Consider the following 25,993-nt stretch of genomic DNA (forward strand, 5'->3'; position numbering starts at 1 on the left):
GATGAAGGACCTGATCATGGAAAAGACCGGGAGCGCATTCATCGACGTGATGACGATCGGAGTACCGGTCACCGACCAAGACCGCGCACTCGCGTTCTACGTCGACACACTCGGCTTCGAGACACGAATGGACGTACCGCTCGAACAACTCGGGGGCCGCTGGATCATCGTCGCGCCACCGGATGCCCGCACGACAATCGCGCTGGTTCCTGCCGGCGACGGCATTCCTGCGGGCATCGAGACCGGAATCAGGCTCACCACGTCCGATGCCGCGGCGCTGCACACGCAACTACAGGAGCGCGGCGTCGTCGTCGGTGAAGTGCTCCTCTGGGACGGCGTACCACCGATGCTCACGTTCCGCGATCAGGACGGGAACGGTTTCGAGGCAGTCGAGCAACCCACCCTCGAAGCGGTCTGAGTTTCCTGTCGTCTGAATCTGCGCCGCGCGAACGCCGATCCGTTTCGACGGCTTCGGGGTCACAGAGCGATCCAGCCCGCCGCGACACCGACCACGGCGACGACCGCCAGGACGGCTGCGCCGAGAAACAGGATCAGCTCGACGGGACCGAACACCCGGCGACCCTGTTCGCGGCGGGTCAGGACGAACAGAAGTGTGGCGGGCGCATAGAAGATGAACGAGAGCAGAACCAACTGCACCCCGGCGGCGACAACCAGAAAAGCGGTGTACACGGTGGCCAACGACGAGATCACGAGGTCGACCCGAAGCGTTGCCGGTCGCTCGCCGTCGTAGGTCTCCCGGGTGATCCGCAACTTCACGGCATATGCGGCCGCGAGCAGGAACGGGAGCAGCGTCATGACAGCGGTCATGTCGAGTGCGAAGTCGAACGCGTCTTCTGAGAAATAGGTCGATACGAGCACAACTTGCGAGAGCACCGTGCTCAGGACCAACGCGTTGACGGGCACGTCCCGATCGGTTTGACGCGCCAGGAAGCGCGGCATGTCGCGATCGCGCGCAGCGATGAACAGCACCTCGGCGGCCATCAGTGTCCACGTCAGGTACGCACCGAGTACAGCGACGATCAAACCGATGCTGACGAGCACGGTGCCCCACGACCCGACGGCCGCGTCGAGCACACCCGCCATCGACGGCTGGCGAAGCTGGGCGATCTCCTCGGCTGGCAAGATCCCGTACGACACGATCGTGACCGACGCGAAGACCGACAGCACGCTGACGAACCCGAGGATCGTGGCTCGCCCGACGTCCTCGCGATGTTTCGCATGACGTGAATACACGCTTGCGCCCTCGACGCCGAGGAACACGAAGACCGTGACGAGCATCGTGGCACTCACCTGGTCGAACAGCGACCCGTAGGACTCTCCGCGCCAGTTCGACGCGAACGCGTGCGGGTCGAACACGAACAACGCCAGCAGCACGAAGACGATGATGGGGATCATCTTCGCCACCGTCACGATCCGGTTGATCGAGGTTGCCTCTTTGATACCTCGCCGCACCAGCAGGAAGAACAACCACAGCCCGACTGTGGAGGCGGCGATGGCCGGCACAGTGTCGCCCGCTCCCAGGCCTGGAATCCACTGCCCGAGGGTGGACATGATGAGCACCCAGTAGGTGACGTTGCCGACGCATGCGCTGGCCCAGTACCCCGCGGCTGCGAAGAAGCCGGTGTACTCGCCGAATCCGGCCTTGGCGTAGGCGTAGATCCCCGCATCGAGTTCCGGCTCACGGAGTGCGAGGCGCTGGAACACGAACGCGAGCGTCAGCATGCCCGTGCCGGCGATCGACCAGGCGATCATCGCCCCGGCTACGCCGGTTTCCTGCGCGAACCGGCGTGGCAGTGAAAAGACACCGGCACCGACCATCGATCCCACCACCATCGCGGTGAGCGTCAGAAGAGATACCTTCGTTGTTCGATTTGCCGCTGTTGCGGTGCCGCCGTCCTGTGTCATCCTCGGACTTCGTTCCTGTGATCGAGCAATGAACAGGTCTCACTCGGAGCGCTTTCGGTACGACAACGCTAGCGCCGCGTCGCCCGACAAGTGCGAACTTTCCGGCGGTCGACGCGAGACTGCTCCCGCGATCCCGAGCCGATCGAGGGCACTCAGTTGGTCGCGTCGCCCCACGCGGGACAGGCACTCTGACCGGCAGGCGTTGTGCTCGGTGTCGGCCTCGTGTGGAGTATCGGGCTTCCGCTGGTCGACGACGCGGTGGCATGGGAGACCCGATCGTCGCCGGTGGTGGCGTACAGATCTCGGCCACCGGCGGAACCTTTGCCGGCGACGCCGACGCGCTCATGGACCATGATGACGTCGAACCTCTACGCCGAGGACCGAGGTTTCACGGTCTCCGGTGGTCGCGGCACCCTCGCCACCGACAGCGGACTTGTCGGGGTCAGCGAGCCGTTCACATCGACGAGCGGGGATGGCCTCGTCGCAACGTTCGTGTTGCCGGAGCCGGCACCGTCGGAGACGAAGCCATCGATCGAACCCGATTCGACAAGCGATGCCACCACATCGCGGGCCATCTACTTCGTCGTCAACACCTCGACCGCCCAGTTCGCCGCGAACGCAGCCGAAATCGACGCCACCTTGCGCAGCCTCACCGCCGGAGGAACCCGATGACCGTCCGCCACGACACCAACGCACACCCGATCTGCTCGCCGCGCAGGCGCGAGCACTCGACGAGTCGGGCTGGGGTGTGCGATTCCGCCTCTTCCAAGCGCCATCTTCACGCGCAGAAGCACGGAAAGCGGCGCGCGCACCATGTGCTCGACGCGACCGTCGAGCTTGCCGCGGGGATCTCCGGCAGCCACGGCGTGGACAGCACGCACGTAGCCGAGCTGCGGTCGGAAGTCGTCCGGCTACACACGCCGATCGCTACCCACTGTCGAACAAGCCGCCTCGCGAACAGACAACCGATGGGGCGGCTCGCACCAACGGGCCGCCCTGCTCATTCACAGCTGCTTCTCTCCACTTGTCTCAACTTCAGTGTCGACCCCCTTGATCTGATCGATGTCACTCACGTGTCATCAGATGTGAAGTCGAATCCTCGGAGGGCGCCAGCGTTGTCGATGCTCTGCATGATTGCAGCGTTCACTTCCGACGCAGGTGACATGGGCAGAGTGTGGTGCGTTGCACCGTCGATCATGAACGGGTGGAGGCGAAGGCTCGCGGACGCAATCGTCGACGCTAGTCGCGCGCTGTGATGGACCTTGCTACCAGCGGCGAACAGCACGGTCGTATCGACTGCCAATCGTGCGAGTTTCCCCGGTCGAGGCCGCTTCGGCACGATGGTCTTCGCTTTGGGGAAATGCGCCGCGCCCAGGGCGAGCAGTGACAGCCAGTCCTCGTCGAGTGGGTTGCCGTCGGTCTCCCAGCGAACGAACTCGCGCTGTCGTTTGTCGGTAGGTCGCAGAAGGAGTGGGATCGCTCGAGTAAGGTACTTCGCGCGCATCCCTGCAAAGCAGGAGTTGGGATCGAGCAACGTCAACGTGTCCACACGCTCAGGGTGGTCGAGCGTATATGCAAGCGCGATCATCGCCCCGTACGAGTGGGCAACCATGCTGAAGGTGCCCAATCCTGCACTGGTCGCGACGGAATCGAGCCATGCCAGCAGATCTTCGACGGTTCGCACCGGTTTCCCGTGGCCGACGCTTCTCCCCGGGTCCCCGATTATGTCTACCGCGAACACCCGGTAGTGCCCGGCCAGAGCGGCGACGTTGTTGAACCACACTGTCGAGGTATCTCCGCCGCCATGGAGCAATACCACGGGCGGTGCGTGCGATAAGCCGCAGACATTCACGCGCGTCGTGCCGAAGTCCGATTCGAGTTCGAGGGGAGTGACCTCGACTGGCCAATTCCCGAGCACGGTGTCGTAAGCGCTGTAGAACGCTGTGCCGGCATCGGTCGCGGCGAAATCTTCTATCGACAGAGGTGACATTCGTTCCTCTCCAACTTTAGTTAGATAATCGAGATAGTAGATTGTCGAGAAGTGTTTGTCGACGATGAAAGAGGCGCATGACCAGCGAACCTGCAACACACGAACGAGCCATGCAGGCTGTACACCAAATACGCGCGCTCGCAGTCGAACTGAACCTCTTCGGAGCGGAGTTCGCACGCGCGAACAACCTGCCTTTTACCGATGTGAGAGCACTGATCTGCCTGCTCGACGCGGAGCGGAGCGGCCATCCGGCGACACCAAGTTGGCTACGTGAGCAACTCGGCCTGACCTCGGCATCGGTCACCGCGCTTGTCGATCGCCTGGAAGCCTCCGGACACGTCCAGCGCCAGCGGCACCCGCAAGACCGCAGGAGCATTCTGCTTGAAGTCACCCCTGAGGCAGTCGAACTCGGCTGGTCCTTCTCTGGCGTACTGATCTCGAACGCAGTCGCCAAGATCGAAGCAAGGAGTGACGAGGAGATGGACACTATATCCAGCTTCATCGCCGACCTTCGGCAGGTAGTTGAGGACAGTCGGAGCAGCCGTCATCTCGTCGCGAACGAGTGAGCCGAGGATCGTCTGTTTAGATGGCAGCGTTCGCTGCGGGTCGCCGCCGCGCTCGCACGGCCAACGAGTTCCGATCCGTTTCACGCCGGACGTATCAGGACAGTTTTGGACTGTTGGATGTCAACGAAGGGAGCAGGTGGGCATCTGAGGGAATGGTCGGCATGTTCCGGCTGAGGACCACCTCGTGTGCAAGCCGAGCTCAGGGCGGGATGCATGATGGCGGCGGGCGGAGGACTGTCGTTCCTACTTGCTTGAGGTCCACGCTCAGCTCCTCGACGAGGGATCTATCTCTGTTCGGTGTCGACGATGTATCGGATTCTGCGGGAGAGCACGCAGGTCGAAGAGCGCCATCGGCAGGCTCGCCATCCCAGCCGGGTTTGTCCGGAACTGGTGGCCACCGCCGCATCGGGTGTATTCGTGGACATCACCAAACTGACCGGCGCGACCAAGGGCACCTACTTCGATGCGTACGTGATGATCGACATCTTCTCCCGCTACATCGTCGGAGTGCACGTCCAAGCTGCGGGTATCGAACGGCAACCCGCACACGGAAAGCGCTACACAAGGCGCTCGGGTACGGGCGGATGTGGCCGGAGCGCTTCGCCTCGATCCAACCAAGCGCGGGTCTAGTAGCCTCGTTCACGGCGTGGTTCAACCACGAGCATCGTCATACCGGCATCGGCCTGCAGACTCCAGCGGATGTGCATTTCGGTCTGGCCTGGCGGAAAGCCACCGAACGCGCCGTCGTGCTCGCTCGAGCCCGCGCACAGCATCCCGAAGCTTCGGGACGGCCGGCACCCCGAAGATCCTGGATCTGCCCACCGGTGCGTGGATCGACAAACCCGCAGTCGGACCTGTCCCGGACCGGCCCGACGCCGATCAGGCCGCCGCGTAACCTTCGACGACGAAAGCGCAAGTGGAGCATCCGCCCACTGACCTCTTTCAAAAGTGGCGACGACACCGCTCCATCTCCATCGACAAGTGCAGAGAAGCTCTCCGGCATACGCTGGTTGCCATGGGTGCTCGCGTGAGCGCGGGTCCGGTCCTCAGTCGGTGCGAGTCGGCACGAAAGCCGATGCGCCTGCCTTCCCCCGGGCTGCACGAATGCGTCGTCCGCATCCTCACCGTCACCTCCTGGGAGGAGCAGCACCATGCACACACGCACCCTCGGCCAAGGCCTCGAGGTTTCCGCGATCGGCCTCGGCGCTATGGGAATGTCGCAGAGTTACGGCCCAAACCCCGGCACGCGCGACGACATGATTGCCGTCCTGCGCTCCGCACTCGACGCGGGTGTGACCTTCTTCGACACGGCAGAGGTATACGGTCCGTATGTCAACGAGGAACTCGTCGGGGAGGCGCTGGAGCCGGTTCGAGACCAGGTCGTCATCGCCACGAAGTTCGGCTTCCGCATCGAAGGCGGAGCGACCGGCCTGGACTCCCGCCCCGAACACATCCGCGCGGTAGCGGATGCTTCCCTGAAGCGGTTGCGGACCGACCGTATCGACCTGTTCTACCAGCACCGCGTCGACCCCGACGTCCCGATCGAGGACGTTGCCGGCACAGTCGGTGAGTTGGTCGAAGCAGGCAAGGTTCGCCACTTCGGGCTGTCCGAGGCGGGCGTCGACACGATCTTCCGCGCCCACGCCACCTACCCTGTCACTGCCCTGCAGAGCGAGTATTCGCTGTGGACCCGGGACCCCGAGGGCAGGATTCTTGCCATTCTGAGCCAGTTCGGCATCGGTCTCGTACCGTTCAGTCCGCTCGGCAAGGGTTTCCTTACCGGCACCGTGAACGCCCCCACGTCGTTCACGGACGGCGACGTCCGCACGACGATCCCCCGGTTCGACGCCGCGAACCGTGCCGCGAACGAGATCCTCGTCGCCCACGTCAGACAGCTCGCCGAACAACGCGGAGCCACCCCCGGCCAAATCGCCCTCGCCTGGCTCCTCGCTCAGCAGCCGTGGATCGTGCCGATTCCGGGTACCCGACGCACCAGCCGCGTCGTCGAGAACGCCGCCTCCACCGCCGTGGCGCTGTCGGCCGACGACCTCGCCGACCTCGACACGCTCGCCGCGCGCCTCGGCGTCCACGGTGACAGGTACAACGAGTCCCAGATGCGTCTCGTAGGTCGCTGAGACTGCCGATCAGCGACGAACGAAACATGCGGTTCTCGCGTCGGACAGATGCGCCGACAGGCCGCCGGTGGGGGCACTGAACCACCCCGACGAGTTTCGGGAACGTGAAGTGTTGTCGACGTTTCTTCGCTACGGAACCGAGGCGCAGCCCGCCACTCGACGGCGAACAAGTCACGAAAGTGCGCCAGAAGGATGCAGAACAACCCTTGACAGGGCATGGTGGGCGAATTTACATAACTCCCAACAGGAGTGATCCATTCCCCATCTGTGTGACGATCGCGGCTATGTCAACTCTGACGTCTCGGACCAAGACTGCAACACGCGTCGCCACCTACTACTGGAACAAGCCTTCCCGGTGGCAAGAAATACCGACTTGGATCCGGGGGCGGCGTTCCAGCCTCCTCGACGTGCGCGAACCGTGGTGGAATGTCCGTGCCATCGACGCCGTCGCCTCCGCGCTCCCGGACGACGCCCGCGTCTTCGAGTTCGGCGGCGGCGGGTCGACCCTCTGGCTCGGCGATCGTGTCGCGGAGGTCGTCACGGTCGAACACGACGAGGAATGGTTCGACGTGTTGAAGGAATCCGCCCCGGCCAACGCCAAAATCGAACTGCGTCGGCCCAGCACCCAGGGCAGTATGGCGTCGGAGTCCGCACCTGAAGCTTTCTTCGACGACTACAGTTCATGCGATTCTCGAACAACGGGACGAGAGCTTCGATCTCGTTGTCGTGGACGGTCGTGCTCGTGTCGATTGCGGGGCGTGCCGCGATTCCCAAGATCGCACCGGGCGGGATGCTGTTTCTCGACGACTCCGATCGTCCGCGGTACAACCCGTTGGTTCGAGAACTCGCATCTTGGAACCGAGCCGACTACCGCGGGCTCAAACGCGCCGGCGACATCGCTCAGTCGACGATCTGGACGCGTCCGTGAGAAGCGATGGTCAGGCTCGGTACCGGAACATCGGGATCGTTGACCCGCGCTCATAAGCGATGTGTCGGTACTCGGTGAAGCGCGAAGCGGAGTGTTCCTTCTGATGTGGGGCGGGCGGGGCTCGAACCCGCGACCAATGGATTTGCGAGCGGGCACACTCAAGGAGCCTCATTGGTTCCCCATAAGCACTGCAGCACAGTTGATTTCAATTCGAACAGCACTTGTCCAATCGCAACCGTACCCATTCATTCCCGCTCATAAACGACGAATAAGCGTCAGATCGCCTCCCTGACGAAAGGGATGCGATGCCACTCCCCTGGCGTTGTCAACGGTCAGCCTGAATACTTGTTCTCTACGCCCTCCTCTTGAGGACCCCGCACACGCGGGGATTGACCCTCACCAAACGCGCGAGCGCGCGCAGGGACAGCACCGGCCCCGCACACGCGGGGATTAACCCCGGCGGTGACGGTCCCCGCGCATCACGGTGACGCCGGCCCCGCACACGCGGGGATCAACCGGTTAGGGCCTCGGTGGTCATCGGGACGACGTCAGCCGCCCCGCACAGGCGGGGATTCACACTGGTGGCCGCTACCAGGTGGCAAAGCCTCGTCCGGATGAGGGTCAGGGCTCGTGCATCGCAGGCAAGAGGCTCAGTTGCTACGTATAACCCGAAGATATAGTCCGGTTATACGTAGCAACCGAGCCTCTCTTCTCATCGTGGCGTGACGTCCACCGGCTGCAGCGGATCGGGCTTCCTTGAGTCGCGCCAGGCTTCCAGTTCAGCCTCGGCGTCCCGAGCAGCGAGTTCGGCCTGCTTCTGCGCGATGAGCAGCTCCCGCTCCCTCATGGTGTCTCGATTGCTGTGCTCCACCTCTTCTTGCGTCATGCAGTCGAGGTGCGTGTTCGGCGAGCCGTCCAGATTCACGGTGGCCGGGCGATAGCAGGGCGGTGCGGCCGGGTCTATTAGCGGATACCTGGACTCGATGACCTGAGTCCAGGTCGCCATCGCCGCGTCAACCGATACGGCGACCTGGTCGGGATTCGCGGCGATCGCCCCGAGGCCGGCGGCGGTGCATCCCACTGCGACTGCCGCAGATCCAACCGCGATAGCCCCCCGCGTGACCCACGTCCTACGACTCTTCTCTTCCTGATTCATACCCACCCCTCCGCGTTGCATCATGCAGATACACCCTCCAGTCCACCGAGAGGTATATCTGTACATCATATAGATAACTCCTAATTTACATGGGTGCCATCCAGATTTCTCACCCACGAACCCCAAGTATCCGGGCGTGAGAGGCACGTCGGAGGTGTGCAGATTTCATCCCATCCCTATTAGAAAGACGGGCTGAAATCTGCACGCCTCACGCTCGAGATCAGCCCGAAATCAGACCGCGGGCCACAGTCATCTGGTCCGGAACCGGATTCATGCCGGAGAGCGCAGCGGTGATGTCCTTCGGATCGACGAATACGGATTGCACCAGGTCAAAGCTCTTTCCCGACTTGACGACGCACCGACCGAACTCTCCGTCTGCGATTTCGGTGGGGCGCAGCGGACCCGCAGGCGGCAGCGCGGCCAGGACGGTCTTGGCCTGCGCATCTGTCGTGGTCTGGTAGCAGACCTTGATCGTGCACATGTCGCGGATTGCCCCCGGCAGGCTCTCTACCTCGGGCTTTTGCGTCGCCAGGATCGTCATCATCCCGGCCGACCGCCCCTTCTTCACGAACCGACGGAGGAGACGCTCGACATCGGCGCCAATCGCCAACTCGTCCTTACCTGACAACTCCTTCTTGTCCAGCCAGGTCTGACACTCGTCCATCACGATGAAGACCGGGTACAGATTCAGCTTCTCCCGCACGTCAGGCGGAATGCTCCAGAAATTCTGTCCCCCGGTTGCCGCATAGATCGCGGCGCTACGCGCCCGGCGAAGCTCTTCGATACGGGCCAGAGCATCAGCGCAGGGCCCGTCAACCTCGCCGCTGATGTCAAAGGTCCGGCAGATCCCCGCCACGGGGTCGTAGTCGTGCTCGCCCTTGCCGTCGAAGATGTGCACCTCGGCCTGACCGGCGAGGCCGGCGAGTAGCGGCAACAGCGAGCCAGTTTTGCCACTGCCGGGAGTGCCACCGACGACCGCACCCGCCTTCTCCCTCCAGGTGATCCATATGTCGTCTCCTCGACCATTCTGTCCCAGGTAGGAGCGTCCGCGGATCGGGTCGTACGGCACGGGCATCGGGCGGATAAGAGACGCCGGAGGCAACGGGACCGGTGCGTCGTTCGTGGCGATGACGATTCGCTGTCCACGCTGCATCACGGTCAGTGAGGGGCATCCCAGCTCGACGCCGAGTACGCCGAGAGCGGTCTGCCAGGTAGCGACCGACTGACCAGGCAACGGATCGAACTCCAACTCGATCCCGTCCTCAACCTCCCCGATCACGGCAAGCGTCGGCAGTTCCTCGGACACCACCTTGGTGGTCGATCCATCCGAATTCTTCCTGGTTATAGCCGATTTCTTGCCCAGTCCGGCCGTACGGAGCAGCTCTATCACCGGACGGTGGCCACGGGCGATGATCGACCGCACGAGCGGGTACCGCTGCGTCAGATCGGCGGCGACAGTACGCCACTCGGTCACCGCGGCCGCGGCCGCAGCCTTCTCCTTCGTCTCATCCTCAGCGGCCGTGTCCGCGGCCCGCGCAGCGGCAGCGTCTTTCGGTGACATACGCCGAATGACGGCCTCTCGCGCAGCGCGGCGACGCTCTTCGGACGACATGGCGGCCAGCCGCGCATGAGCCTGCGCACGCGCCCGTGCGTGCACGTGAGCTGCAGATCCTGGCTGCCCGGTCTCCTCGGCTGTGTCCGCGATCGTGGCATGCCGGCCGCGCAGATCCCGGGCGAGCGCCTTCCACGGGTCCGCCAGATCAGGATGTGCGGTGGCCATCCGGCCGGCGAGACCACCAACCGCGTCCACCACTGACTGTGCCTGGGCGGTCGCCGGGCGGAGAGCCTGGTTCAGCAGGTAGGACGCCGATTGCCATGTGACGTCGACGAAACGGGCCTCGGCGAAGAGCGGCGCCCAGTCCGTCTCGATGACCGAGAACCAGGCCAGCGCCACAGCCTCTACCCGCGCCTCGAGCTTGTCCAGCACCACACAAGCGATCTTCTCGCACGCGGCATGGGCAGCCGCAGACATCTGCTCCGGCGCCGTGAACAGCCGCGATTCGAGATCCCGGACCGTTGCGGTCACATCGCCGCCGAGATCGGACCAGCCACCGGCCGCACGCATCGGGGACCCAGCCCTGATCGCATTCGCTGTCGCATCCGTCAGACGCACTGACCACGCCTCGGGCTGATCCGCTGGCCCGGTGTCAGGCCCCGGCTCGGCGGGCTGTGGATCCTTGACCTGCTGGGGCAACTGCGGCGCAGGCTCCGGCGTGGGTGCGGGTCGTACGCACTCGTCCTGCGGTTCTGTCTCCGCCTCGTCTCGTTCCTGCCCCTGCACAGGCTGCTGATTTTGAATGCGCGCCCTGCGCGCCCGCAGCTCAGCGAGGAAGTCGTCGTCCTTCTTAGCCACGTTGAGCCTCCTGAACTTGGGAAACAGTGACCCTCCACTGGCGTCCCGTCTCAGCGGGCGCCAGGATGGCGGGGCGCGGCACGCGGTATGAGCGCAACTCGATCGGCGAGTCCGGGATCGGCGGATCGAGTATTTCCTCGGCCGGGTAGTGAATCACCCGGTCGTTGGTCAGGATCTGGATGATCCGCGCCGACCGGTCCACACGCTCGGTTTTCAGCACCCGATTGATCCGCAGGCTGGTCAACATCTGGTCCGCCACGCTCGACAGAACCGCCGGATGCGCCCTCGGCCCCAACAGCTCCCACTCGATGATCACCGAGTCCGTGTCCCCAGGCATGCGCTGGTACGCGACTGGCAGGCACCCCGTGTAGGACCGTTCCGGCAGGCCGTTGAAGACCGAATCCCAAAAACCCACCTCCGGCGGCTCAGTCCACCGGAGAATGCCGACCGCGCGAGCGAGCTGACGCAGCCCCTCCAACCCCAGAGCGTCTACCTCACGAAATGCGGTCCTCACGGCTTGCCCGCCTCCCGCAGCACCTTCCCGACCCACCAAGGCGACATGCCCACGATCTGGGCCAACTGCTCGTGCGTGTACACCCCCGCCAGCGCCGTCACGATCTCGCGGCGCACGGTCGTCGTCGCCTCATCCATGGCCACGAACAACTCGGCGGTCTGCGCCGCCACATCCACCGAAAACGGCGCCGCCGGGTCCACGGCGTCCAGCAGCGCAGCCGACCGCTCCGCCAGAGCCTGCGCAGTCTTCGCGATCGCCGCTTGCGCCGCCACCAGCCCCATCGCGATCTCCTCCGGCCGTCGTGATCTGTACCGCCCCATGCCAACCACCCCTTCCATTGCACTGTGCAGATAGCGCTATCGCGGCCCGCCCACTTTTATCTGCATAAGTTACAGATAAAGGTCATCTTAACTGGATAAGTTGCAGATATTCGGTGCAGAACCCGGTTTCCCAAACCTGTGCGACACGTGGGAGGGGTATACAGATTTCACCTGCCCACCCAGCCAGACCCAGGCGCACGAACGCCCCAACCCACGACGCCGGCGTGGCAACCTACTCGCCGCTTCTTCCCTCGGCCATCTTCCTGTGCGCCTCCTGCACCAGATCTTCGAATAGGGCCTGATCTGCAGCCTGATCAGCAGCTGCGGCCCGCGCCTGCTCGGCCGCGCGCATGGCGGCGACCTCCTGAGCCGCGACGGCCTCTCGAGCGACCCGTTCAGCCGCAGCCTGCTCGCGCGCCACCTGTTCGGCCAGCGCCTGTTCCCGAATGACAACGGCCTGCTCAGCCGCAGCCGCGTTCGCCTTGCGCGCAACCCTCTCGAGCACCCACAGCGCCACCAGGAACACCCATATCAAGCACACGATGAACCACTTCGCGCCGGCGTTCAGGGCCACGACCATGCTCGACGCCAACGCGATAGCGCCAGATGTCGTCCAGATGCGAGCCGTTGTCCAGGGCACTTCCTGGGTCATGCTGTCCTCCCCTTGCGTTGTGTCATGCAGATAGCGCCGTCTTGTCGATTCTGATTTATCAGCATAGGATGCAGATAAAACGTATGATACATGGATTCCATGCAGATTTTTAGCTCCCGCACCCCTAGAAAGCGGCTACGAGCGGAGTAGGTGATGTGTACAGATTTCAGCCCCATCACAATTAGAAAGATGGGCTGTCCTCTGCGAGCCGGACCGCATCCCGATAGATCCGATGACGCCGGCCTCCCCCTCCTCGGCCACGGGCGTCGAGGATGCGCGCGTGATGACATTGACCTTGACCCCGAGCATCTCGGTCAGTTCATATGTGATCGATGCCATCGACAGGACCTGATCCGATCCATGCTGCTTCCGGGGTGGGTGATCAGCAGGTCAATATCACTGCTGGGGCCGGCGTCGCCTCTGACGGCCGATCCGAACACCGCGAGATCGGTGGCGCCCCGTCCGGTCATGACAGCCGCAACTCGTCCGCTCGCGTGGGGAGCAGATCGCGTAGGCGCCAGCTGCCTGTGCTCACCATCAGGACCCAGCCTCCCCGGCGATCGAGAGAGAATCCTTCTGCAAACATCTGATGCGAGTGGCACGGATGTGCCACTCAACGCAAAGGGGGTCCGGTGCATCAACATGGCGATGAGCATCCATCCGAGGTCGATGTCGTCTACCTCGACACTGCCACCGGTCGACTCCGCTACCGCCTGCCACTCTCACTGGACCGCGACACCGTCGGCGGGCAGACCGTGCGCGAGATCCTCTCCGCAGGAACGGATCGGTCATCGGTCGCGGCTCGACGGGATGCGAGCCATCTTCTCGGCCTCGAGGTGGACGGCCGGTACCGCTACCCGCTGTTCCAGTTCGACCGAGACCGCCGCTGCATTTCTCCAGTCGCCGCGTATGCGAACGAAGCTCTACAGTGCCAACTCGACCCGTGGGGCACGCTCGACTGGTGGTTCACCGCGCACCTCGGAATCCACAACGAACGCCCCGTGGACCGTCTGATCGCGGGCCACCTGACAGAAGCGGACGTCGACCGGCTGGTCGCGCTCGAGCTGCAGGGGATGGACTGACCAAATCGCCGCGGACATCGACGTTTCCCCTAGATAGAAGATGTCGCCCGTTCAAAGGGCGTCGCGGATCAACGTGCGCCCGGGCGAGTCGTGCGTTGCCGTGGTCAGATGGGGCGGAGTGTGCGGTCCGACCGCCGATCCGCACACTGCTCACACAGGGTCTGATACCGGTAGTGATCAGACCGCAGCCGCACTCCAGTGCCGGTGTCGCCGCATTCCTCACAAGTACGCTCGGCGGCAGCCTCCGCAGCCGCTACGAGATCGTTCATCGCCCCTTGAACCTCATCGCGGTCGGTGCCGAAGTAGTACCGCAGACACCCCAACTTCTCCTTGACCTGATACACCCGGTAGTCCGGATCGAGGGCAGTGAGGGCCTCGTCAAGCCGGACGAGGATCGGGTACCAACCCTTGCTCGCACGGACATACCGTCCCCACCCGTCGGGGATCCGCAACAGGATCTGCTGCAATCCCTCGGCGCACTCTCCGGCGTCCTCCGGCACATGCAAACAGTCACGCACGCGACCCCAGTCGATGTCGACCTGTACAAGCTGCCGAACCACGACGGAGGCGCCATCACTGTCTCCGCTTACGAACGCGTCGCGCAGGGACTCGAGCATCGACCCCATCACCTTCAACTGGGCCTTGTCGCGGTCATTCAACCCCGACTGCTGCTCACGTTCCGACATACCTGCCAGTCTCCCCTGTGCGCGCGAAATCGGATCTGACCGCCACGGGAGATGGCCGCTGACACTGCGCAGTCAGGGCCGAACAGCGGGGTCTCCCGCTCGGCATGGACCTGGCTGCGCGTCGGGGACTGATCGCAGCATGGGACACCTGGCACGCCGAGAGTGTGGCGTTGCGTAGCGGGCTCTGACGACCCGAATACGCCAGGAACCGTGAACCAGGGAGGCGGACTCGTGGACCGCGAGTGGAAATTACCGCCCCAGGTGATGCGACTCGGTTCGATGAGGCAGCATGAATCGCTGATCCTGAACCGCAGGCGGTGTCGATGGCCTGCATGTGGTTCGTCGAAGCATGGCACCTGGTGCCGCGAGGTGAGAAGAGCCGCGGCGCAGGGCTCGCTACAAGCCACGCCGCGGCCCCCTGTCGGTGTCGAACGGTGTTAGAGCACCTCCACCGACAGCCCGAGGCTACCGGCATCCGGCGACACCGCCCAATGACCTGCTCGCGGATCGGATGTCGGAGATCCCCGGTACGCTCTCGACCGCACAACTAAACAGAGGCTGCCACTTCACCGGCAACTCAACCGTCCAGTGCAATTGATCTGGATCTTGGGTTCGTCGGTAGTGGCTGTTAGAGCAGTCATCGCTTGGCGACCCTTGATCCCTGACGGTTCAAGGAGAACCGATGGCTCGCTACAACAACCGGAACCGCAACACCTTCGTCGCGAAGGTCGATCGCACCACGGACAACGTGGACGCGGTCGGAAGGCTCGCCGCCGCCGTTCACCACCTGACCACGGAAGTGGCCGGCATCATCAGGGTGATCATCGGCATCGTGATGCTCATCCTTCCCATCGTCGGTGTGTTCTGTCCGGAGCTTCTGCCTCTCGTGGAACGCGCGATCCCCCTTCTCGGGAAATGATCGGGTAACCGCGAACACCTGCGGCCCAACCATCTTTGGTTGGGCCGCAGGCCATCCCGTCAGTTCCGGAGGTTGACCAGCATCGGTCCGACACGGTTGCCGTCGCTGGTGGCGAGCGCCATCAGCGCGTGTCCGGGCGGGACGGCGGTGATGATGTCCGATGGTGTCCAGCGTGCGCGTTCGACACGGCGACTGGACACCGACTGGGTATGGCCCTCGCTGTGACCGCTGCGCCGGGTGAAGATTGTCCGGTCGTCGTAGGTGATACTGCTGGTTTGGCCGCGGCTGACGGTGTTCTGGGTGATCCACTCGTCACCGAACCATCGGGAGAAGTGGTCCGCGGTCTCCGGATCGACTCCACCGAACACCGCTTTGCAGCCGGTGGATCCGAAGATCGTCGGGCGCACATCGGGCGGGAAGTCTGCGAGGGTCTGGGTGAGTAGGACAATGCCGGCGTTGTTGGAGCGGACCTTCTGCACGCCGCGGGCGACGTAGTCGTCGACGTACCGACCGGCCTCGTCGATGACGAGCCCCTTGAAGATGCGGCGGTTGGTGTCCGGGGCCGATGCGGTCTGCACGAACTGGGACACCACCAGCCTGGCCAGCACCCGCGACGCTTCCGGGTAGTCGGCCTCGGGGATGGCGACCCGGACCCGAACGGGCCTGTTGATGTCGCGCATCTCGAACCGGTGCTGGTGATCGAAGATCTTCCGCAGCGCGGGTCGGTCGAGCCTGGCGAGACGTTCGACGAGACTGGCGGCCGGGTCGTGGCTGCCTTGGGACTGCCGGACCCGGTTGTCGAGATGCTCCTTCCATTCCTTCGCGCCGGGGGTGCCTTTCAACGCTGCCTTCACCTGGTCGTGGACGGACTGTGAGGCACGTAGCAGCGCGAGAAGTTCCTTCACGGTCGGCCACGCGCCGTACGCGGCGTGGTACGGGGCGAGGCAGTCGTAGAGCGCGTTGTAGGAGGCGTCCTTGAAGTACGCCTTGTCGTCGGACACGTTCGGGGGCAGCAGTGCTGCGGTGAGCCGGTCCGCTGCGGTGTCGGCGTTGGTGGCGCCTCCGAACAGGCTGAACCCGTGGGTCGGATTGAGGGGGTCGATCGTGATGTCGAACCAGTCGTCGTAGGCGAAGTCGGTGCCTTTGGGGTCGATCACGACCAGACTCGCCTTCCCTGCCAGGGATGCGAGGGCGAGGTGCTCGACGATGGGGATTGCGAGGCTTCGGGTTTTTCCCGATCCGGGCGGGCCGATCACCATGAGCGAGGTCCTCAGCACGTCGTGGTCGATGCCGAAGTCGCCGGCCCGCATCAGGGCACTGTTCGCGGTGGGTACCACCCGCCCGAGTCGCACCTGCCCGGCGAGCATGTTGTGGGTCGCGAACCGGGTGCCCGGCAGGGTGCGAAGACCGGAGGGGTGCAGTGCTGCTGCCGAGCCGAGCGTGGTGAGTTCGGCGGTCAGGCGCTGGCGGATCTCCAGGTCATGGGCGGCGTGGTCGACTGCGGTGAGGATGCGGGCTCGGTCGATGTCTTCGAGGGTCCGGTCATTCGCCAGCGCATCCAGGATCCCTGCCGCGGCAGGATCGTTGTGGCGAAGGTAGTCCCACGGCTGCTCCACTCGGGTGGGTTTGCGATGTGGGAGCCACTTCACGGCCGGCTGCCGATCTGGGTGTGACCGTAGAGACGCTTCTCCAGGGCCTGGATCCGGGCCGCACACGAGGGGTGGCTGGAGAACAGGTTGGCACGCCAGCCTTGTTGTTTGCGTGCCTCGTCGTGGCCTGTGTTGAGCCACCCGTAGAGAACCTCGACCAGCGGCGGACCGTAGCCGAGGTCGGCGGCGACGCGGTCGGCGTACTTCTCGCCGTACCTGCTGAACCAGGCCAGTACGAACGGAATCGCGAACAGAAGAAGTAGTGCGGGGTGGATGGCGTAGGCGAACCACGCGAGGCCGAGCAGCCACAGCACCGGGAAGAGGCGCACGATCGGCCCGACGAGGCACCCCGCTGCCTGCCCTCCTGCGCGGCCAGCGACTGCGCCACCGGCGGCGCCGATGGTGAAACCCGTGAGAATCGCGAAGACCATGTGGTTGAGCCAATAGAACGCCTTCGCGGTCAGCCGGCCGGGAATGGCGTACCAGTACATGAGCAGTCTCGCCCAGGCGTGTCCGCCGAGGTGGTGGCCGAGTTCGTGGGCCAGTATCGCGGCGAGGTGGTTCGGCGGCATCTCCAACGCGGTGCGGGTCACGGCCACGATGTGCCCCGAGGTGGCGAAGGCGTTCAACTCGTGAGTGTCCTGGACCCAGAGTCGGTACCGCTGGGGCCGGACCCCGGCTGCTGCGGCGACATCACCCCACACCATGTCGAGGACGCTGGCTTCAGCCAGGGTTGGCTTCCGCAGACGGAACATCACTCTGGCGATCACGTCTTCTGTTGGTCGGAAGAAGACCAGCAGGCCGGATGCGAGGAATGCCGCGACCGTGGTCGAGAGGGCGGTGTCGTTGTTGGGGGCGATGATGTCCACCACAAGCCCGATGATGACAAGGCTGAACAGCAACCAAGGGATCCCGAGCAGCAGGGTGGCGAGGGTCGAAAGATGCACGCTACGGCGGAACCTCGGTGATGCTGGAGGCGTACCCCCCGATCCTCCCACGGAATGGAATACACCCGGCTGTGGCAGTTCGGATCCTGTTGTCATCAAAGTCCCCCGAGGTTGTCTTTTCGGTCAGAAAGGCCATTGGGGGTGTCTGTCCGTGTGTCGGATGGGGCACCCCGGAAATGCAACGGCTCCACGGTGCTTGGACCAGCACGAAACGCAGCGCCCTGCACCGGGATTCCGGTGCGGAGCTGTTGTCTGCGGAGAAGTTGGCTTTATTAAGGCTGGCCGACGCAGCTGGCGTTATCAGGTGCGTCGTCGATGAGCGAGGTCCATAACATCGAAGCTCTGTACAACTTTGCTGACCCCCGGACCAGAACCCACACGACCGAGTCATCGAAGGCGTCGGCCAGTACCGACGTCAGGTACGCCTTCTGGTCCTCGTCCCCGCCGGCGACCGCAGGGATCGTCACGCCGTTGACGGCGCCGACGCGGAAGTAGCCGCTCAACTGGTCGTTCCCGAGATCGAACGGATCGGGAAGCTCCTGCCCATCACGCTCGACGTAGTGCGTGTAGGAGACCACGCCGCCCCCCTGGTCGACTACTGCGAGGTCCATCTGGGCGTTGGGAGTGCCGAGGTTCGTCCTGGACGTGGGCATGATGACGCCGATGGACTTGTCCTGGTACTGGACGAGCCCGCCGTTCGGTGCAGGGAAAGACGCGTTGACGTAATTACCACCGAAGCCCTGCTTGAGATGGTCAGGAAGATCGGCCAGACCCGCGAGCTGCGGCGGCAGGTCGAATTCGTCGGTCAACCGCAGAAAGTCGTTGGGCGCCTCGTCGCCGCGCCCCCATCTGGCGTCTGCCACCAAACGGTTTGGTACCAACTGGCACCAACGCCCTTCACCAGTGCCGGTGGCGTTCGTCGCCCCTTCGGCTGCCGTGCCCTGAGCGCTGCTGACGGCGTCGCCACTGCCGCTACACGCCGTCGCGGCCAGTGCGACGAGGAGCAGTGCCGCCACAGCGAGGCGGCGCGGCGGCCTTGTAAGCGTCTTTTTCATGTGTTCCCCCCGGTTTCGGTCAGAATGCTATGGGAATCCCCCAGTCCCGTGGACACAGGGGTCACCCACCAGCTACCTGATACGACCCCTAGTGATCACGGATCGGCCCCTGGCATTTGGTCTCGAGATCGAAGGTTCTGGGACGATGGACGGCGATGGTCGAGTTCGGGAGATCGCGACGCCGGAAACTCGTGGTGATGAGTGCAGGTCTCACCCGTCCTGGCTGGGATCTTGGTCGTCCTCGACCATGAGATGTCTGCAGAGCTGTACGCAGTGATCCAGATCGTCGGGTCTCACGTTCCACAGCTCCGTGGTTCGCTCAGCTGCGATCAACGCCACCATGTTCGCGTGGATCGCCTGTATGAGAACCGACTCGAGTGAAGTTGGATCCTTCGCGGCAGATCCAACAGCGGAGACGATCAGTGTCAGTGCGTTGCCGTGTGCGACTTCAGACAATGAGTTGTACGAGCGTTTTCCTTGATCACCCAACATGGCCTCTACGAGGTTCGCGATCTTTGGCGTGGAAACCTTCGGCAGATTGGGGCGCTTTGCACGCCAAGAGTTCAGGGTGTGATCAATTCTCTTGCTTCCCGGGATATCTTCAATGCCGGTCTTCTTGGCATCCGAATACCCGCTTCGGATGAGTGTGTGTCCTCGCAACGCCCGAAGATCGGGATCTGGAGCGGTTGCAATCCACCATGCGCGGCTCGAGTACTCCATCACGGACCTTGCAAGAGCACCAGGAGACATAACCATAGGATTCTCGAGTCCGACAAGCTTTCCTATGCTGTAGAGGAAGTCTCCAGCGCCGATCAGATACATTCCCAGCAAACGGTGCGAAGTGTTCAATGGGTCAGAAATATGGGTGTCGCCCATCCTTTCGTCGTACTCACGGATGTCGACAGAGTCATTCGGCAGCGAGCGCGATAATTCATTGATGGCCAGCGCAGAAGCATTGCATGCCAGATAGACGTTCTCCGGCGTGGCAGGAAAGGAGCTGCTCACGATACCTGCACCTTTAATTTGGATCTAGATTTCTGAGTCATTATTTCAGCGAGTCGACGATCTTCATCGTCTCGATCGCCACGGTCGTCACTCTGCGGATCAGGTCGACGACGTAGAGCGGGTTGTCGTGTTCGTCGCACCAGCCGTTGGGGTCGTTGACGATCCCGGAGGTCTTGTCGGTCTTGACCTGGTAGCGGTCGAGGATCCACGCCAACGCCGACCGGGAACCGAGCATGTACCGGTCGGCGTCCTCAGGGATGCCAGTGATGGTGACCTTGCCGTTGTAGACGATGGTGGTGCGGTCATCGACGTTCTTCCCGGTCTCGGGGTCCTTCTTCTTGCCCCACTTGAGTTTCGACACCCGCCACGTCTCCCGATCGGCGGGCTCGGCGCCCTTCTTGAGCTGCACGTCGAGGCCGTACGGCTCGACCGCCTCGTAGTTCACGTGCAACTCGGCCAGCCGGCGTCCGGCGTTGGCGAGCTGATCGAACCACTCCCGAGATTTCGGTGTCGGGATGTGCGGGAGCATCTTCTTAAGATCCGCTGCGTACGCGTCACGGTAGGCGGGGTCGTGGAGCAGGCCGTAGACGTAGTAGAAGATGTCGTCCTTGGTGACCTGGTCGCCGACCGCGTCGCGGTAGAGGGCGAGGATGCCGTCGGTGATGTTGTCGACCCGGCGGTAGCCGTACTCGTCAACCTCGGGGGTGTCTGCCGCCGCGAAGTCCAGCTCGCCGTCAGCCGACTCTTCCTTCACATACGTCCAGCGAGGAAAGAACTGGGCGGTGTCCAGCAAATGCAGGTTGGGGAGCAAGTCAGTGATGAACGGAGTGAACTCGAAATGTGATGCTGCGCCGGTCAATACAACGCCTATGTTCTTGTGATGCGAGGTGGGGAACATCGCCGGGAGCTGGTAGATCATGTCGTTGACGCGGCGGTCGAGGTAGGACCATTGTCGGTTGAACGGCCGATAGCTCCCGAGGCGTACCGAGTCTTCAGAGAACGCAATCTCGGTGCCTTTGACGAGATCATTGCGCAGGCCCCGGTTCCAGCTGATCCTTCCTGTCCCGGTCAGATCCGCGTTGGCATCGAGGAATGCTGTCGCGGTGTTTTGAGTCGGCTTGGGTTCGCCGATGTCGGTGCAGTACGCAGTGAACCGTGCCTGAGTGGCGCGGTATTGGTTCACGAGTTCGTCGATCGACTCCGCGAGGCCGGCGCGGGAGGAGCTGTAGCACCAGGCATCGCGGCCAGTGGACAGCCCACGGGAGTATGTCGAGAACACCGCGGGGGTCGCTGTGCTGGACTTGTCTCCGATTGCGGGCCAGGTCAGGTACTCGTCGTTGCGCTGGTTGGTCCAGTCGCCGTGGGCATTGGGGGTGATGGTCTGCCAGTTGACGGTGTCGAGGGTGTTGTCGTCGACGATACGGAGTTTGTCTTCGCGGGTGAGGTAGTCGCCGATGTCGCGGTAGTAGATCTCGCAGGTGCCGGTGTGGGTGGGGTTCTTGACGCCGATGAGGATGGCGACGGTGTTGCGGCTGCCGGAGCCGAAGATCTTACCGCCCTCCTTGCGTGAGAGTTCGCCGGCGGTGCGCTGGTTGCCGCGCAGGTTGTAGACGTAGATTCGAGAGTATTCATCGGCAAGCGATAGACGGATGCCGTCGGCGGTGTTGCCGTCGATCCAGCCGCCGTTGGAGACGAACGCGACGATGCCGGTGTCGCCGATGCGGTCGGTGGCCCACCGGAAGGCTCGCAGGTAGGAGTCATAGAGGCTGTTCTTGTTCGTCGCAGTGGAGCGTTTGGCGTAGGTGTCGGCGATCCGCTTGTCGAGGGTCGGGTACGCGATGTTGGCGTTCAGATCGTTCGCCGACGTCTGCCCCACCGAGTAGGGCGGGTTCCCGATCACGACGTTAATCGGGATCGAGTTCTGACGGAGGATGCGGTCGTTGTTCTGCGGGAACATCACCGCGTCGAGGCTGTCGCCGTCCTCGCGGATCTGGAAGGTGTCCGCCAGCACGATCCCCTCGAACGGCGTGTACTCCGACGCCGCCTCCTTCCCGATGAGGGCGTGGTAGGTGGACTCGATGTTCACCGCCGCGATGTAGTAGGCGAGGAGCATGATCTCGTTGGCGTGCAACTCGCCGGCGTACTTGCGGGCCAGATCATCGGGTGCAATGAGCCCGGACTGCAGCAGCTGGGTCATGAACGTGCCGGTCCCGGTGAACGGGTCGAGGATGTGCACGCCCTCGTCGGTGAGGCCGCGGCCGAACGCGTCCCGGGATGCCTGGTCGGCGGCGCGGAGGATGAAGTCGACGACCTCGACCGGGGTGTAGACGATGCCGAGTGCTTCGGACTGCTTGCGGAATCCGATGCGGAAGAACTTCTCGTACAGTTCCGCGATGACCTTCTGCTTGCCGTCCGCGGTGGTCACCTCCGACGCCCGAACCCGCACCGAGGCGTAGAAGCCGTCGAGTTTTGCGGTTTCGGCTTCGAGGCCGGCGTCGCCGAGGGTGTCGACCATTGCCTGCATGACTTGTGAGACGGGGTTGTGGGAGGCGAAGTCGTGTTCGGCGAACAGGGCGTCGAACACCGGCTTGGTGATCAGATGCTGGGAGAGCATGCTGATCGCGTCGGTGTCGGTGATGGAGTCGTTGAGGTTGTCCCGTAGGCCTTGCAGGAATTGCACGAATGCCTCGGTCACCGCTGGGTTGGCGCCGTCCAACAGTGCGCGGATGCGGGTGATCTGGGCGGTGGCGATGTCGGCGACGTCGGTGGCCCAGTCCTCCCAGTAGGCGCGGGTGCCGACCTTGTCGACGATGCGCGCGACGATCGCTTCCTGCCACTCCGACAGGGAGAACAGTGCCATCTGTTGGGCCATCTGCCCGCCCGCGGTGTCCGAAGGCCCGGATCCGGAACCGGTGTCACCGTCGGCATCCGACGAAGCGGGGGTGCCGCTGCTGGTGGTGGTGCCGATGGATTCGCCGGCATCGGCGGTAGGGCCGATATGCCCGCCCATCAGCATCTCGCTGCCCTTGCCGGCCTTGAGGTCCGACTTGGCGTTGAGGGCGATGGAGTTGACCATCGCGTTGAACCGGTCGTCGTGCGCACGCAGCGCGTTGAGGACCTGCCAGACCACCTTGAAGCGGCGGTTGTCCGACAGGGCCTGTGACGGAGAGACGCCGGCGGGCACAGCGACGGGCAGGATGATGTAGCCGTAGTCCTTGCCCTCTGCCCTGCGCATCACCCGCCCGACGGACTGGACGACGTCGACGACCGAGTTGCGGGGGTTGAGGAACATGACTGCGTCGAGGGCGGGGACGTCGACACCTTCGGACAGGCAGCGGGCGTTGGTCAGGATCCGGCATTCACCCTCGGGGACGGGGGCTTTGAGCCAGGCGAGTTCGGCGTTGCGTTGCAGGGCGTTGAAGGTGCCGTCGACGTGGCGGACCGCGCAGGAGAGGTCGAGGTTCGTCGACGAGACCTGTTGTCCGTCGTTCTCGCCGTTCTCGAGCAGATCGCGGTAGGCGTCGACGACAGCGGGGAAGACTTCGGCGACCTGCTTGGACGCGGCGATGTCCTTGGCGAACACCACCGCCCGCTTCATCGGCGGCTCACCGGGCGCGAAGCCGGTTCCGTCGGGGGTGCGGCCGGCGCGTTTGGCGAGGCCGTTCCAGCAGCCCACGATCTTTGAGGCGTCATCGAGGCGTAGTTCGGCGAGCTCCCCCGCCAACTGGGTTTGCAGGGGCGCGGCGACGAGGTCCTCGTCGACGGTCAGCACGATCACCTTGTAGTCGGTGAGCAGACCCCGCTCGACGGCGTCCCCGAACGAGAGGCGGTGGAACTCGGGCCCGAAGATCAGTTCGTCGTCCATCGACGACAACTCCGCCGAGTGCTCGTCGGCTTTCTCTTTCACCGACTCGTCGAAGATACGCGGCGTCGCGGTCATGTAGAGGCGGCGGTCGGCTTTGAGGTAGTCGGCGTCGTGCACTTTCACGAAGTTCGACTCGTCGTCCCCGAACAGGGTGACGCCGGTGGTGCGGTGCGCCTCGTCGCAGATCACCATGTCGAAGGCGTCGACGCCCTGTGTCTGCGCCTTCGCGACGACGGGGAGGGACTGGTAGGTGGTGAACACCACCGTCAGTCCCTTGGCTCGTTTGCGGTGTCCCATCTCCTGGACCAGGGTCGCGGCGTCGGTGGTGACGGGGATCGCGACGTCGTGGACTGCAACGTCCTCCGCGGAGCGCGAGACCTTGGTGTCCGAACACACCGCGAACGCCCGCAGATCGACCTGGGTCTGGGCAGTCCACTCCCGCAACGTCTGCGACAGTAGCGAGATCGACGGCACCGCGAACAGGATCCGGGCATTGCCGCCGTTCTCGGCCGCGGCGCGCTCGGCGATCTTGAGTGCGGTGAACGTCTTGCCGGTGCCGCAGGCCATGATCAGCTTGCCGCGATCGTTGCCGGCCTCGAACCCGGCGAACACCGCGTCCATCGCCGCCTGCTGGTGGGTGCGTGGCTCGTGCCGTTTCGCCTCCGTGAGATCGACCTGCAGCTCACCCGCCGGCCAGGCGATGTCCCAGTCGACCGGGGACTCGGCGATTTCCGCGAGCCCGATCCGCTGCACCGGGATGGACTGCCCGTCGAGGGCGTCCTCGGCGTTCTTGCCCCACCGGTCGGTGGTGGAGATGATCACCCGGTTCGTGAACGGCTTCTTCCCCGACGCGGTGAAGAACGAGTCGATGTCACCCTTGGCGAGGGTGTGGGTCGGTTCGTAGAACTTGCACTGAATCGCAGTCAGAGCGCCGGTGTCGCGCTCGCGTGCGACGAGGTCGATTCCGGTGTCCGGCTTCCCGTCGCGGCCCGGCCAATCCGTCCACCGCCACACCTCGTCGTACTGCTGGGCAAGCATCGGGTCGAGCTGGAAGTAGCGGACCATCAACTGCTCGAACTTGGTGCCCCGTTCCGAGTTAGTCGGCGCCTGCCGGAACGCCTCGATGACCTCGTGAACAGAACCCATGACCGACCCCACCCCTTCACAGACAACAGCAACGCTCAGCAGGTCATCTTGCCCGGTTGCGAGCGGTGGCGATGCATAGACCCAAGCGAAGACATGAATCGAGTTCTCGAGGTCATCGCTACAGCATCTGCAAGACGTCGCCGCGCGAAGGTGCATCAGTGCAGTGCGCCGCGTATCCGAGTACTCGCGAAACCGCGCCTGCGCCTGTTCGGGACGGGCAGTAGCCGGGGCTATGCGCGGTGCGTGTGCCGGGTGTAGGCAGCACCATGAGAGGTGAGGTTGTCATGCCAGGGCGACCTCCCTGCGCCAGCGGTAGACCGTGGTGCGGTGGACTCCGAGTTGATGTGCGACGGTGCGCGGTTCGATCCCTTCGTGGAGCAGTTGCAGTGCCCTGGTTTTCGTCGCGCCCTCGGGTGCCGCATTGGGCGGATCAACGGGCTCTGCGGACACACCGCCGGACAGTGTCCCGTCCGGCTCGGGGTCCGGATCGTCGATGAGCGTCGGCGACGGCGTGTACACCTCGATCGTGTCAGTGATCCGGGGTGGTGCAGATGCAACACCTGCATCGAGTCCGTCAGGCGACTCCTCCGAGGCTGCGGTACCGACTGTTGCGCGGCGTAGCACGACAGCCAAGTGCGCTACAGCAACCAGCGCTACCGGCGGCACTGCGGCGACAGTGGCACGCAACCAGATGGGTAGCGGCCCGTCCGGTAGTGCGGCGTGCAACACGTTGCCCGCGACCGAGACCAGGGCACCGACGAGCAGCAGCAACCACGCGTAGCGCCCGGCACCCGCGACGACTGCGACTGTCGCAACCAGGATCAGCCCGTCGACGATCGCCGGCCACAACCACGGCACCGTGACACCTGAGCGCGCAGCAAGGTCGGTCAGAGCGGCGAACGACAGTATGAACGCTGCTGCGCAGATCGCGGCGGTTCCTGCGACTGCGACACCCTGCGACAGACGGTGTTGCATCACGGGGTCACCTCGTCAGTGGCGCCGGTAAGCCATTCGAGGGCGAGTTTGCTCATGTTTCCTC

22 protein-coding genes are annotated in these 25,993 nt (G+C 63.9%); 8 read left to right on the forward strand and 14 right to left on the reverse strand.

Annotation, left to right across the window (positions count from 1 at the left end; translation table 11 throughout):
- The first annotated feature begins 1 nt into the window (after position 1).
- Positions 2–418, forward strand: a complete 417-nt coding sequence (locus HF877_RS06135) for a VOC family protein (protein WP_169620273.1) — start codon at positions 2–4, stop codon at positions 416–418.
- A gap of 59 nt (positions 419–477) precedes the next feature.
- On the opposite strand, the gene HF877_RS06140 is transcribed toward HF877_RS06135, so the two are convergent.
- A complete protein-coding gene (locus HF877_RS06140) occupies positions 478–1,926 on the reverse strand; it encodes a basic amino acid/polyamine antiporter (protein ID WP_169620274.1) in 1,449 nt (482 codons plus the stop codon).
- 204 nt (positions 1,927–2,130) lie between these two features.
- Between HF877_RS06140 and HF877_RS06145 the strand changes: the two genes are divergently transcribed.
- Positions 2,131–2,598, forward strand: a complete 468-nt coding sequence (locus HF877_RS06145; RefSeq protein ID WP_169620275.1) for a hypothetical protein — start codon at positions 2,131–2,133, stop codon at positions 2,596–2,598.
- Positions 2,599–2,995: 397 nt separating this feature from the next.
- Here the strand turns inward: HF877_RS06145 and HF877_RS06150 are convergent, their stop codons facing one another.
- Positions 2,996–3,916, reverse strand: a complete 921-nt coding sequence (locus HF877_RS06150; protein WP_169620276.1) for an alpha/beta fold hydrolase — start codon at positions 3,914–3,916, stop codon at positions 2,996–2,998.
- Positions 3,917–3,993: 77 nt separating this feature from the next.
- Here HF877_RS06150 and HF877_RS06155 point away from each other — a divergent pair, with 77 nt between their 5' ends.
- From HF877_RS06155 to HF877_RS06170, 4 genes are all read left to right on the forward strand, one after another.
- A complete protein-coding gene (locus HF877_RS06155; protein WP_169620277.1) occupies positions 3,994–4,482 on the forward strand; it encodes a MarR family transcriptional regulator in 489 nt (162 codons plus the stop codon).
- 306 nt (positions 4,483–4,788) lie between these two features.
- A complete protein-coding gene (locus tag HF877_RS06160; protein WP_169620278.1) occupies positions 4,789–5,112 on the forward strand; it encodes a hypothetical protein in 324 nt (107 codons plus the stop codon).
- Between the two features lie 521 nt (positions 5,113–5,633).
- Positions 5,634–6,617, forward strand: coding sequence for an aldo/keto reductase (locus HF877_RS06165; protein ID WP_169620279.1), 984 nt, complete (start codon positions 5,634–5,636; stop codon positions 6,615–6,617).
- A gap of 682 nt (positions 6,618–7,299) precedes the next feature.
- Positions 7,300–7,545, forward strand: coding sequence for a hypothetical protein (locus HF877_RS06170; RefSeq protein ID WP_169620280.1), 246 nt, complete (start codon positions 7,300–7,302; stop codon positions 7,543–7,545).
- A 712-nt stretch (positions 7,546–8,257) separates the two neighbouring features.
- Here HF877_RS06170 and HF877_RS06175 read toward each other — a convergent pair.
- The 5 genes from HF877_RS06175 to HF877_RS06195 all read right to left on the reverse strand — a co-directional run bounded on the left by HF877_RS06175 (position 8,258) and on the right by HF877_RS06195 (position 12,600).
- Entirely contained in the window at positions 8,258–8,626 is a 369-nt protein-coding gene (locus tag HF877_RS06175; RefSeq protein WP_169620281.1) for a hypothetical protein, read from the reverse strand.
- A gap of 295 nt (positions 8,627–8,921) precedes the next feature.
- Positions 8,922–11,114, reverse strand: coding sequence for a hypothetical protein (locus HF877_RS06180; protein WP_169620282.1), 2,193 nt, complete (start codon positions 11,112–11,114; stop codon positions 8,922–8,924).
- Positions 11,107–11,592: a hypothetical protein gene (locus HF877_RS06185; protein WP_169620283.1), complete on the reverse strand. Its 486-nt coding sequence runs from the start codon at positions 11,590–11,592 to the stop codon at positions 11,107–11,109. Before HF877_RS06185 ends, HF877_RS06180 begins: the two co-directional genes overlap by 8 nt.
- Positions 11,593–11,624: 32 nt before the next feature.
- Positions 11,625–11,948: a hypothetical protein gene (locus HF877_RS06190; protein ID WP_169620284.1), complete on the reverse strand. Its 324-nt coding sequence runs from the start codon at positions 11,946–11,948 to the stop codon at positions 11,625–11,627.
- 232 nt (positions 11,949–12,180) lie between these two features.
- Complete coding sequence (locus tag HF877_RS06195; protein ID WP_169620285.1) at positions 12,181–12,600, reverse strand: hypothetical protein; 420 nt, start codon at positions 12,598–12,600, stop codon at positions 12,181–12,183.
- Positions 12,601–13,232: 632 nt separating this feature from the next.
- On the opposite strand from HF877_RS06195, the gene HF877_RS06205 reads away from it, so the two are divergent.
- The gene (locus tag HF877_RS06205) at positions 13,233–13,682 is read left to right on the forward strand and encodes a hypothetical protein (protein ID WP_169620287.1); all 450 of its coding nucleotides are present in this window, start codon (positions 13,233–13,235) and stop codon (positions 13,680–13,682) included.
- A 104-nt stretch (positions 13,683–13,786) separates the two neighbouring features.
- On the opposite strand, the gene HF877_RS21160 is transcribed toward HF877_RS06205, so the two are convergent.
- Entirely contained in the window at positions 13,787–14,368 is a 582-nt protein-coding gene (locus tag HF877_RS21160; RefSeq protein WP_206036654.1) for a hypothetical protein, read from the reverse strand.
- Positions 14,369–15,050: 682 nt separating this feature from the next.
- Here HF877_RS21160 and HF877_RS06215 point away from each other — a divergent pair.
- The gene (locus HF877_RS06215) at positions 15,051–15,287 is read left to right on the forward strand and encodes a hypothetical protein (RefSeq protein WP_169620288.1); all 237 of its coding nucleotides are present in this window, start codon (positions 15,051–15,053) and stop codon (positions 15,285–15,287) included.
- A gap of 59 nt (positions 15,288–15,346) precedes the next feature.
- Here the strand turns inward: HF877_RS06215 and HF877_RS06220 are convergent, their stop codons facing one another.
- The 6 genes from HF877_RS06220 to HF877_RS06245 all read right to left on the reverse strand — a co-directional run bounded on the left by HF877_RS06220 (position 15,347) and on the right by HF877_RS06245 (position 25,929).
- Complete coding sequence (locus tag HF877_RS06220; RefSeq protein WP_169620289.1) at positions 15,347–16,903, reverse strand: TraM recognition domain-containing protein; 1,557 nt, start codon at positions 16,901–16,903, stop codon at positions 15,347–15,349.
- A gap of 29 nt (positions 16,904–16,932) precedes the next feature.
- Positions 16,933–17,883, reverse strand: a complete 951-nt coding sequence (locus HF877_RS06225; RefSeq protein WP_169620290.1) for a M48 family metalloprotease — start codon at positions 17,881–17,883, stop codon at positions 16,933–16,935.
- Between the two features lie 272 nt (positions 17,884–18,155).
- Entirely contained in the window at positions 18,156–18,746 is a 591-nt protein-coding gene (locus HF877_RS06230; protein WP_169620291.1) for a hypothetical protein, read from the reverse strand.
- A gap of 402 nt (positions 18,747–19,148) precedes the next feature.
- Positions 19,149–19,943 (reverse strand): hypothetical protein, encoded by a 795-nt coding sequence (locus HF877_RS06235; RefSeq protein WP_169620292.1) that lies wholly within the window; start codon positions 19,941–19,943, stop codon positions 19,149–19,151.
- 40 nt (positions 19,944–19,983) lie between these two features.
- Complete coding sequence (locus HF877_RS06240; RefSeq protein WP_169620293.1) at positions 19,984–24,954, reverse strand: DEAD/DEAH box helicase; 4,971 nt, start codon at positions 24,952–24,954, stop codon at positions 19,984–19,986.
- Positions 24,955–25,236: 282 nt separating this feature from the next.
- Positions 25,237–25,929, reverse strand: a complete 693-nt coding sequence (locus HF877_RS06245) for a DUF2637 domain-containing protein (protein ID WP_169620396.1) — start codon at positions 25,927–25,929, stop codon at positions 25,237–25,239.
- Positions 25,930–25,993 lie beyond the last annotated feature (64 nt).

Source organism: Rhodococcus sp. BL-253-APC-6A1W, from assembly GCF_012843405.1.
In the GTDB taxonomy this organism is placed as follows: domain Bacteria; phylum Actinomycetota; class Actinomycetes; order Mycobacteriales; family Mycobacteriaceae; genus Rhodococcus.

What these genes read in the sequence shown, in the direction of transcription:
- HF877_RS06160 (WP_169620278.1), top strand. Translation starts at nt 4,789, where the DNA reads ATGTATCGGATTCTGCGGGAGAGCACGCAGGTCGAAGAGCGCCATCGG.
- HF877_RS06165 (WP_169620279.1), top strand. Translation starts at nt 5,634, where the DNA reads ATGCACACACGCACCCTCGGCCAAGGCCTCGAGGTTTCCGCGATCGGC.
- HF877_RS06155 (WP_169620277.1), top strand. Translation starts at nt 3,994, where the DNA reads ATGACCAGCGAACCTGCAACACACGAACGAGCCATGCAGGCTGTACAC.
- HF877_RS06170 (WP_169620280.1), top strand. Translation starts at nt 7,300, where the DNA reads ATGCGATTCTCGAACAACGGGACGAGAGCTTCGATCTCGTTGTCGTGG.
- HF877_RS21160 (WP_206036654.1), bottom strand. Translation starts at nt 14,368, where the DNA reads ATGTCGGAACGTGAGCAGCAGTCGGGGTTGAATGACCGCGACAAGGCC.
- HF877_RS06150 (WP_169620276.1), bottom strand. Translation starts at nt 3,916, where the DNA reads ATGTCACCTCTGTCGATAGAAGATTTCGCCGCGACCGATGCCGGCACA.
- HF877_RS06135 (WP_169620273.1), top strand. Translation starts at nt 2, where the DNA reads ATGAAGGACCTGATCATGGAAAAGACCGGGAGCGCATTCATCGACGTG.
- HF877_RS06240 (WP_169620293.1), bottom strand. Translation starts at nt 24,954, where the DNA reads ATGGGTTCTGTTCACGAGGTCATCGAGGCGTTCCGGCAGGCGCCGACT.
- HF877_RS06190 (WP_169620284.1), bottom strand. Translation starts at nt 11,948, where the DNA reads ATGGGGCGGTACAGATCACGACGGCCGGAGGAGATCGCGATGGGGCTG.
- HF877_RS06245 (WP_169620396.1), bottom strand. Translation starts at nt 25,929, where the DNA reads ATGCAACACCGTCTGTCGCAGGGTGTCGCAGTCGCAGGAACCGCCGCG.
- HF877_RS06215 (WP_169620288.1), top strand. Translation starts at nt 15,051, where the DNA reads ATGGCTCGCTACAACAACCGGAACCGCAACACCTTCGTCGCGAAGGTC.
- HF877_RS06195 (WP_169620285.1), bottom strand. Translation starts at nt 12,600, where the DNA reads ATGACCCAGGAAGTGCCCTGGACAACGGCTCGCATCTGGACGACATCT.
- HF877_RS06140 (WP_169620274.1), bottom strand. Translation starts at nt 1,926, where the DNA reads ATGACACAGGACGGCGGCACCGCAACAGCGGCAAATCGAACAACGAAG.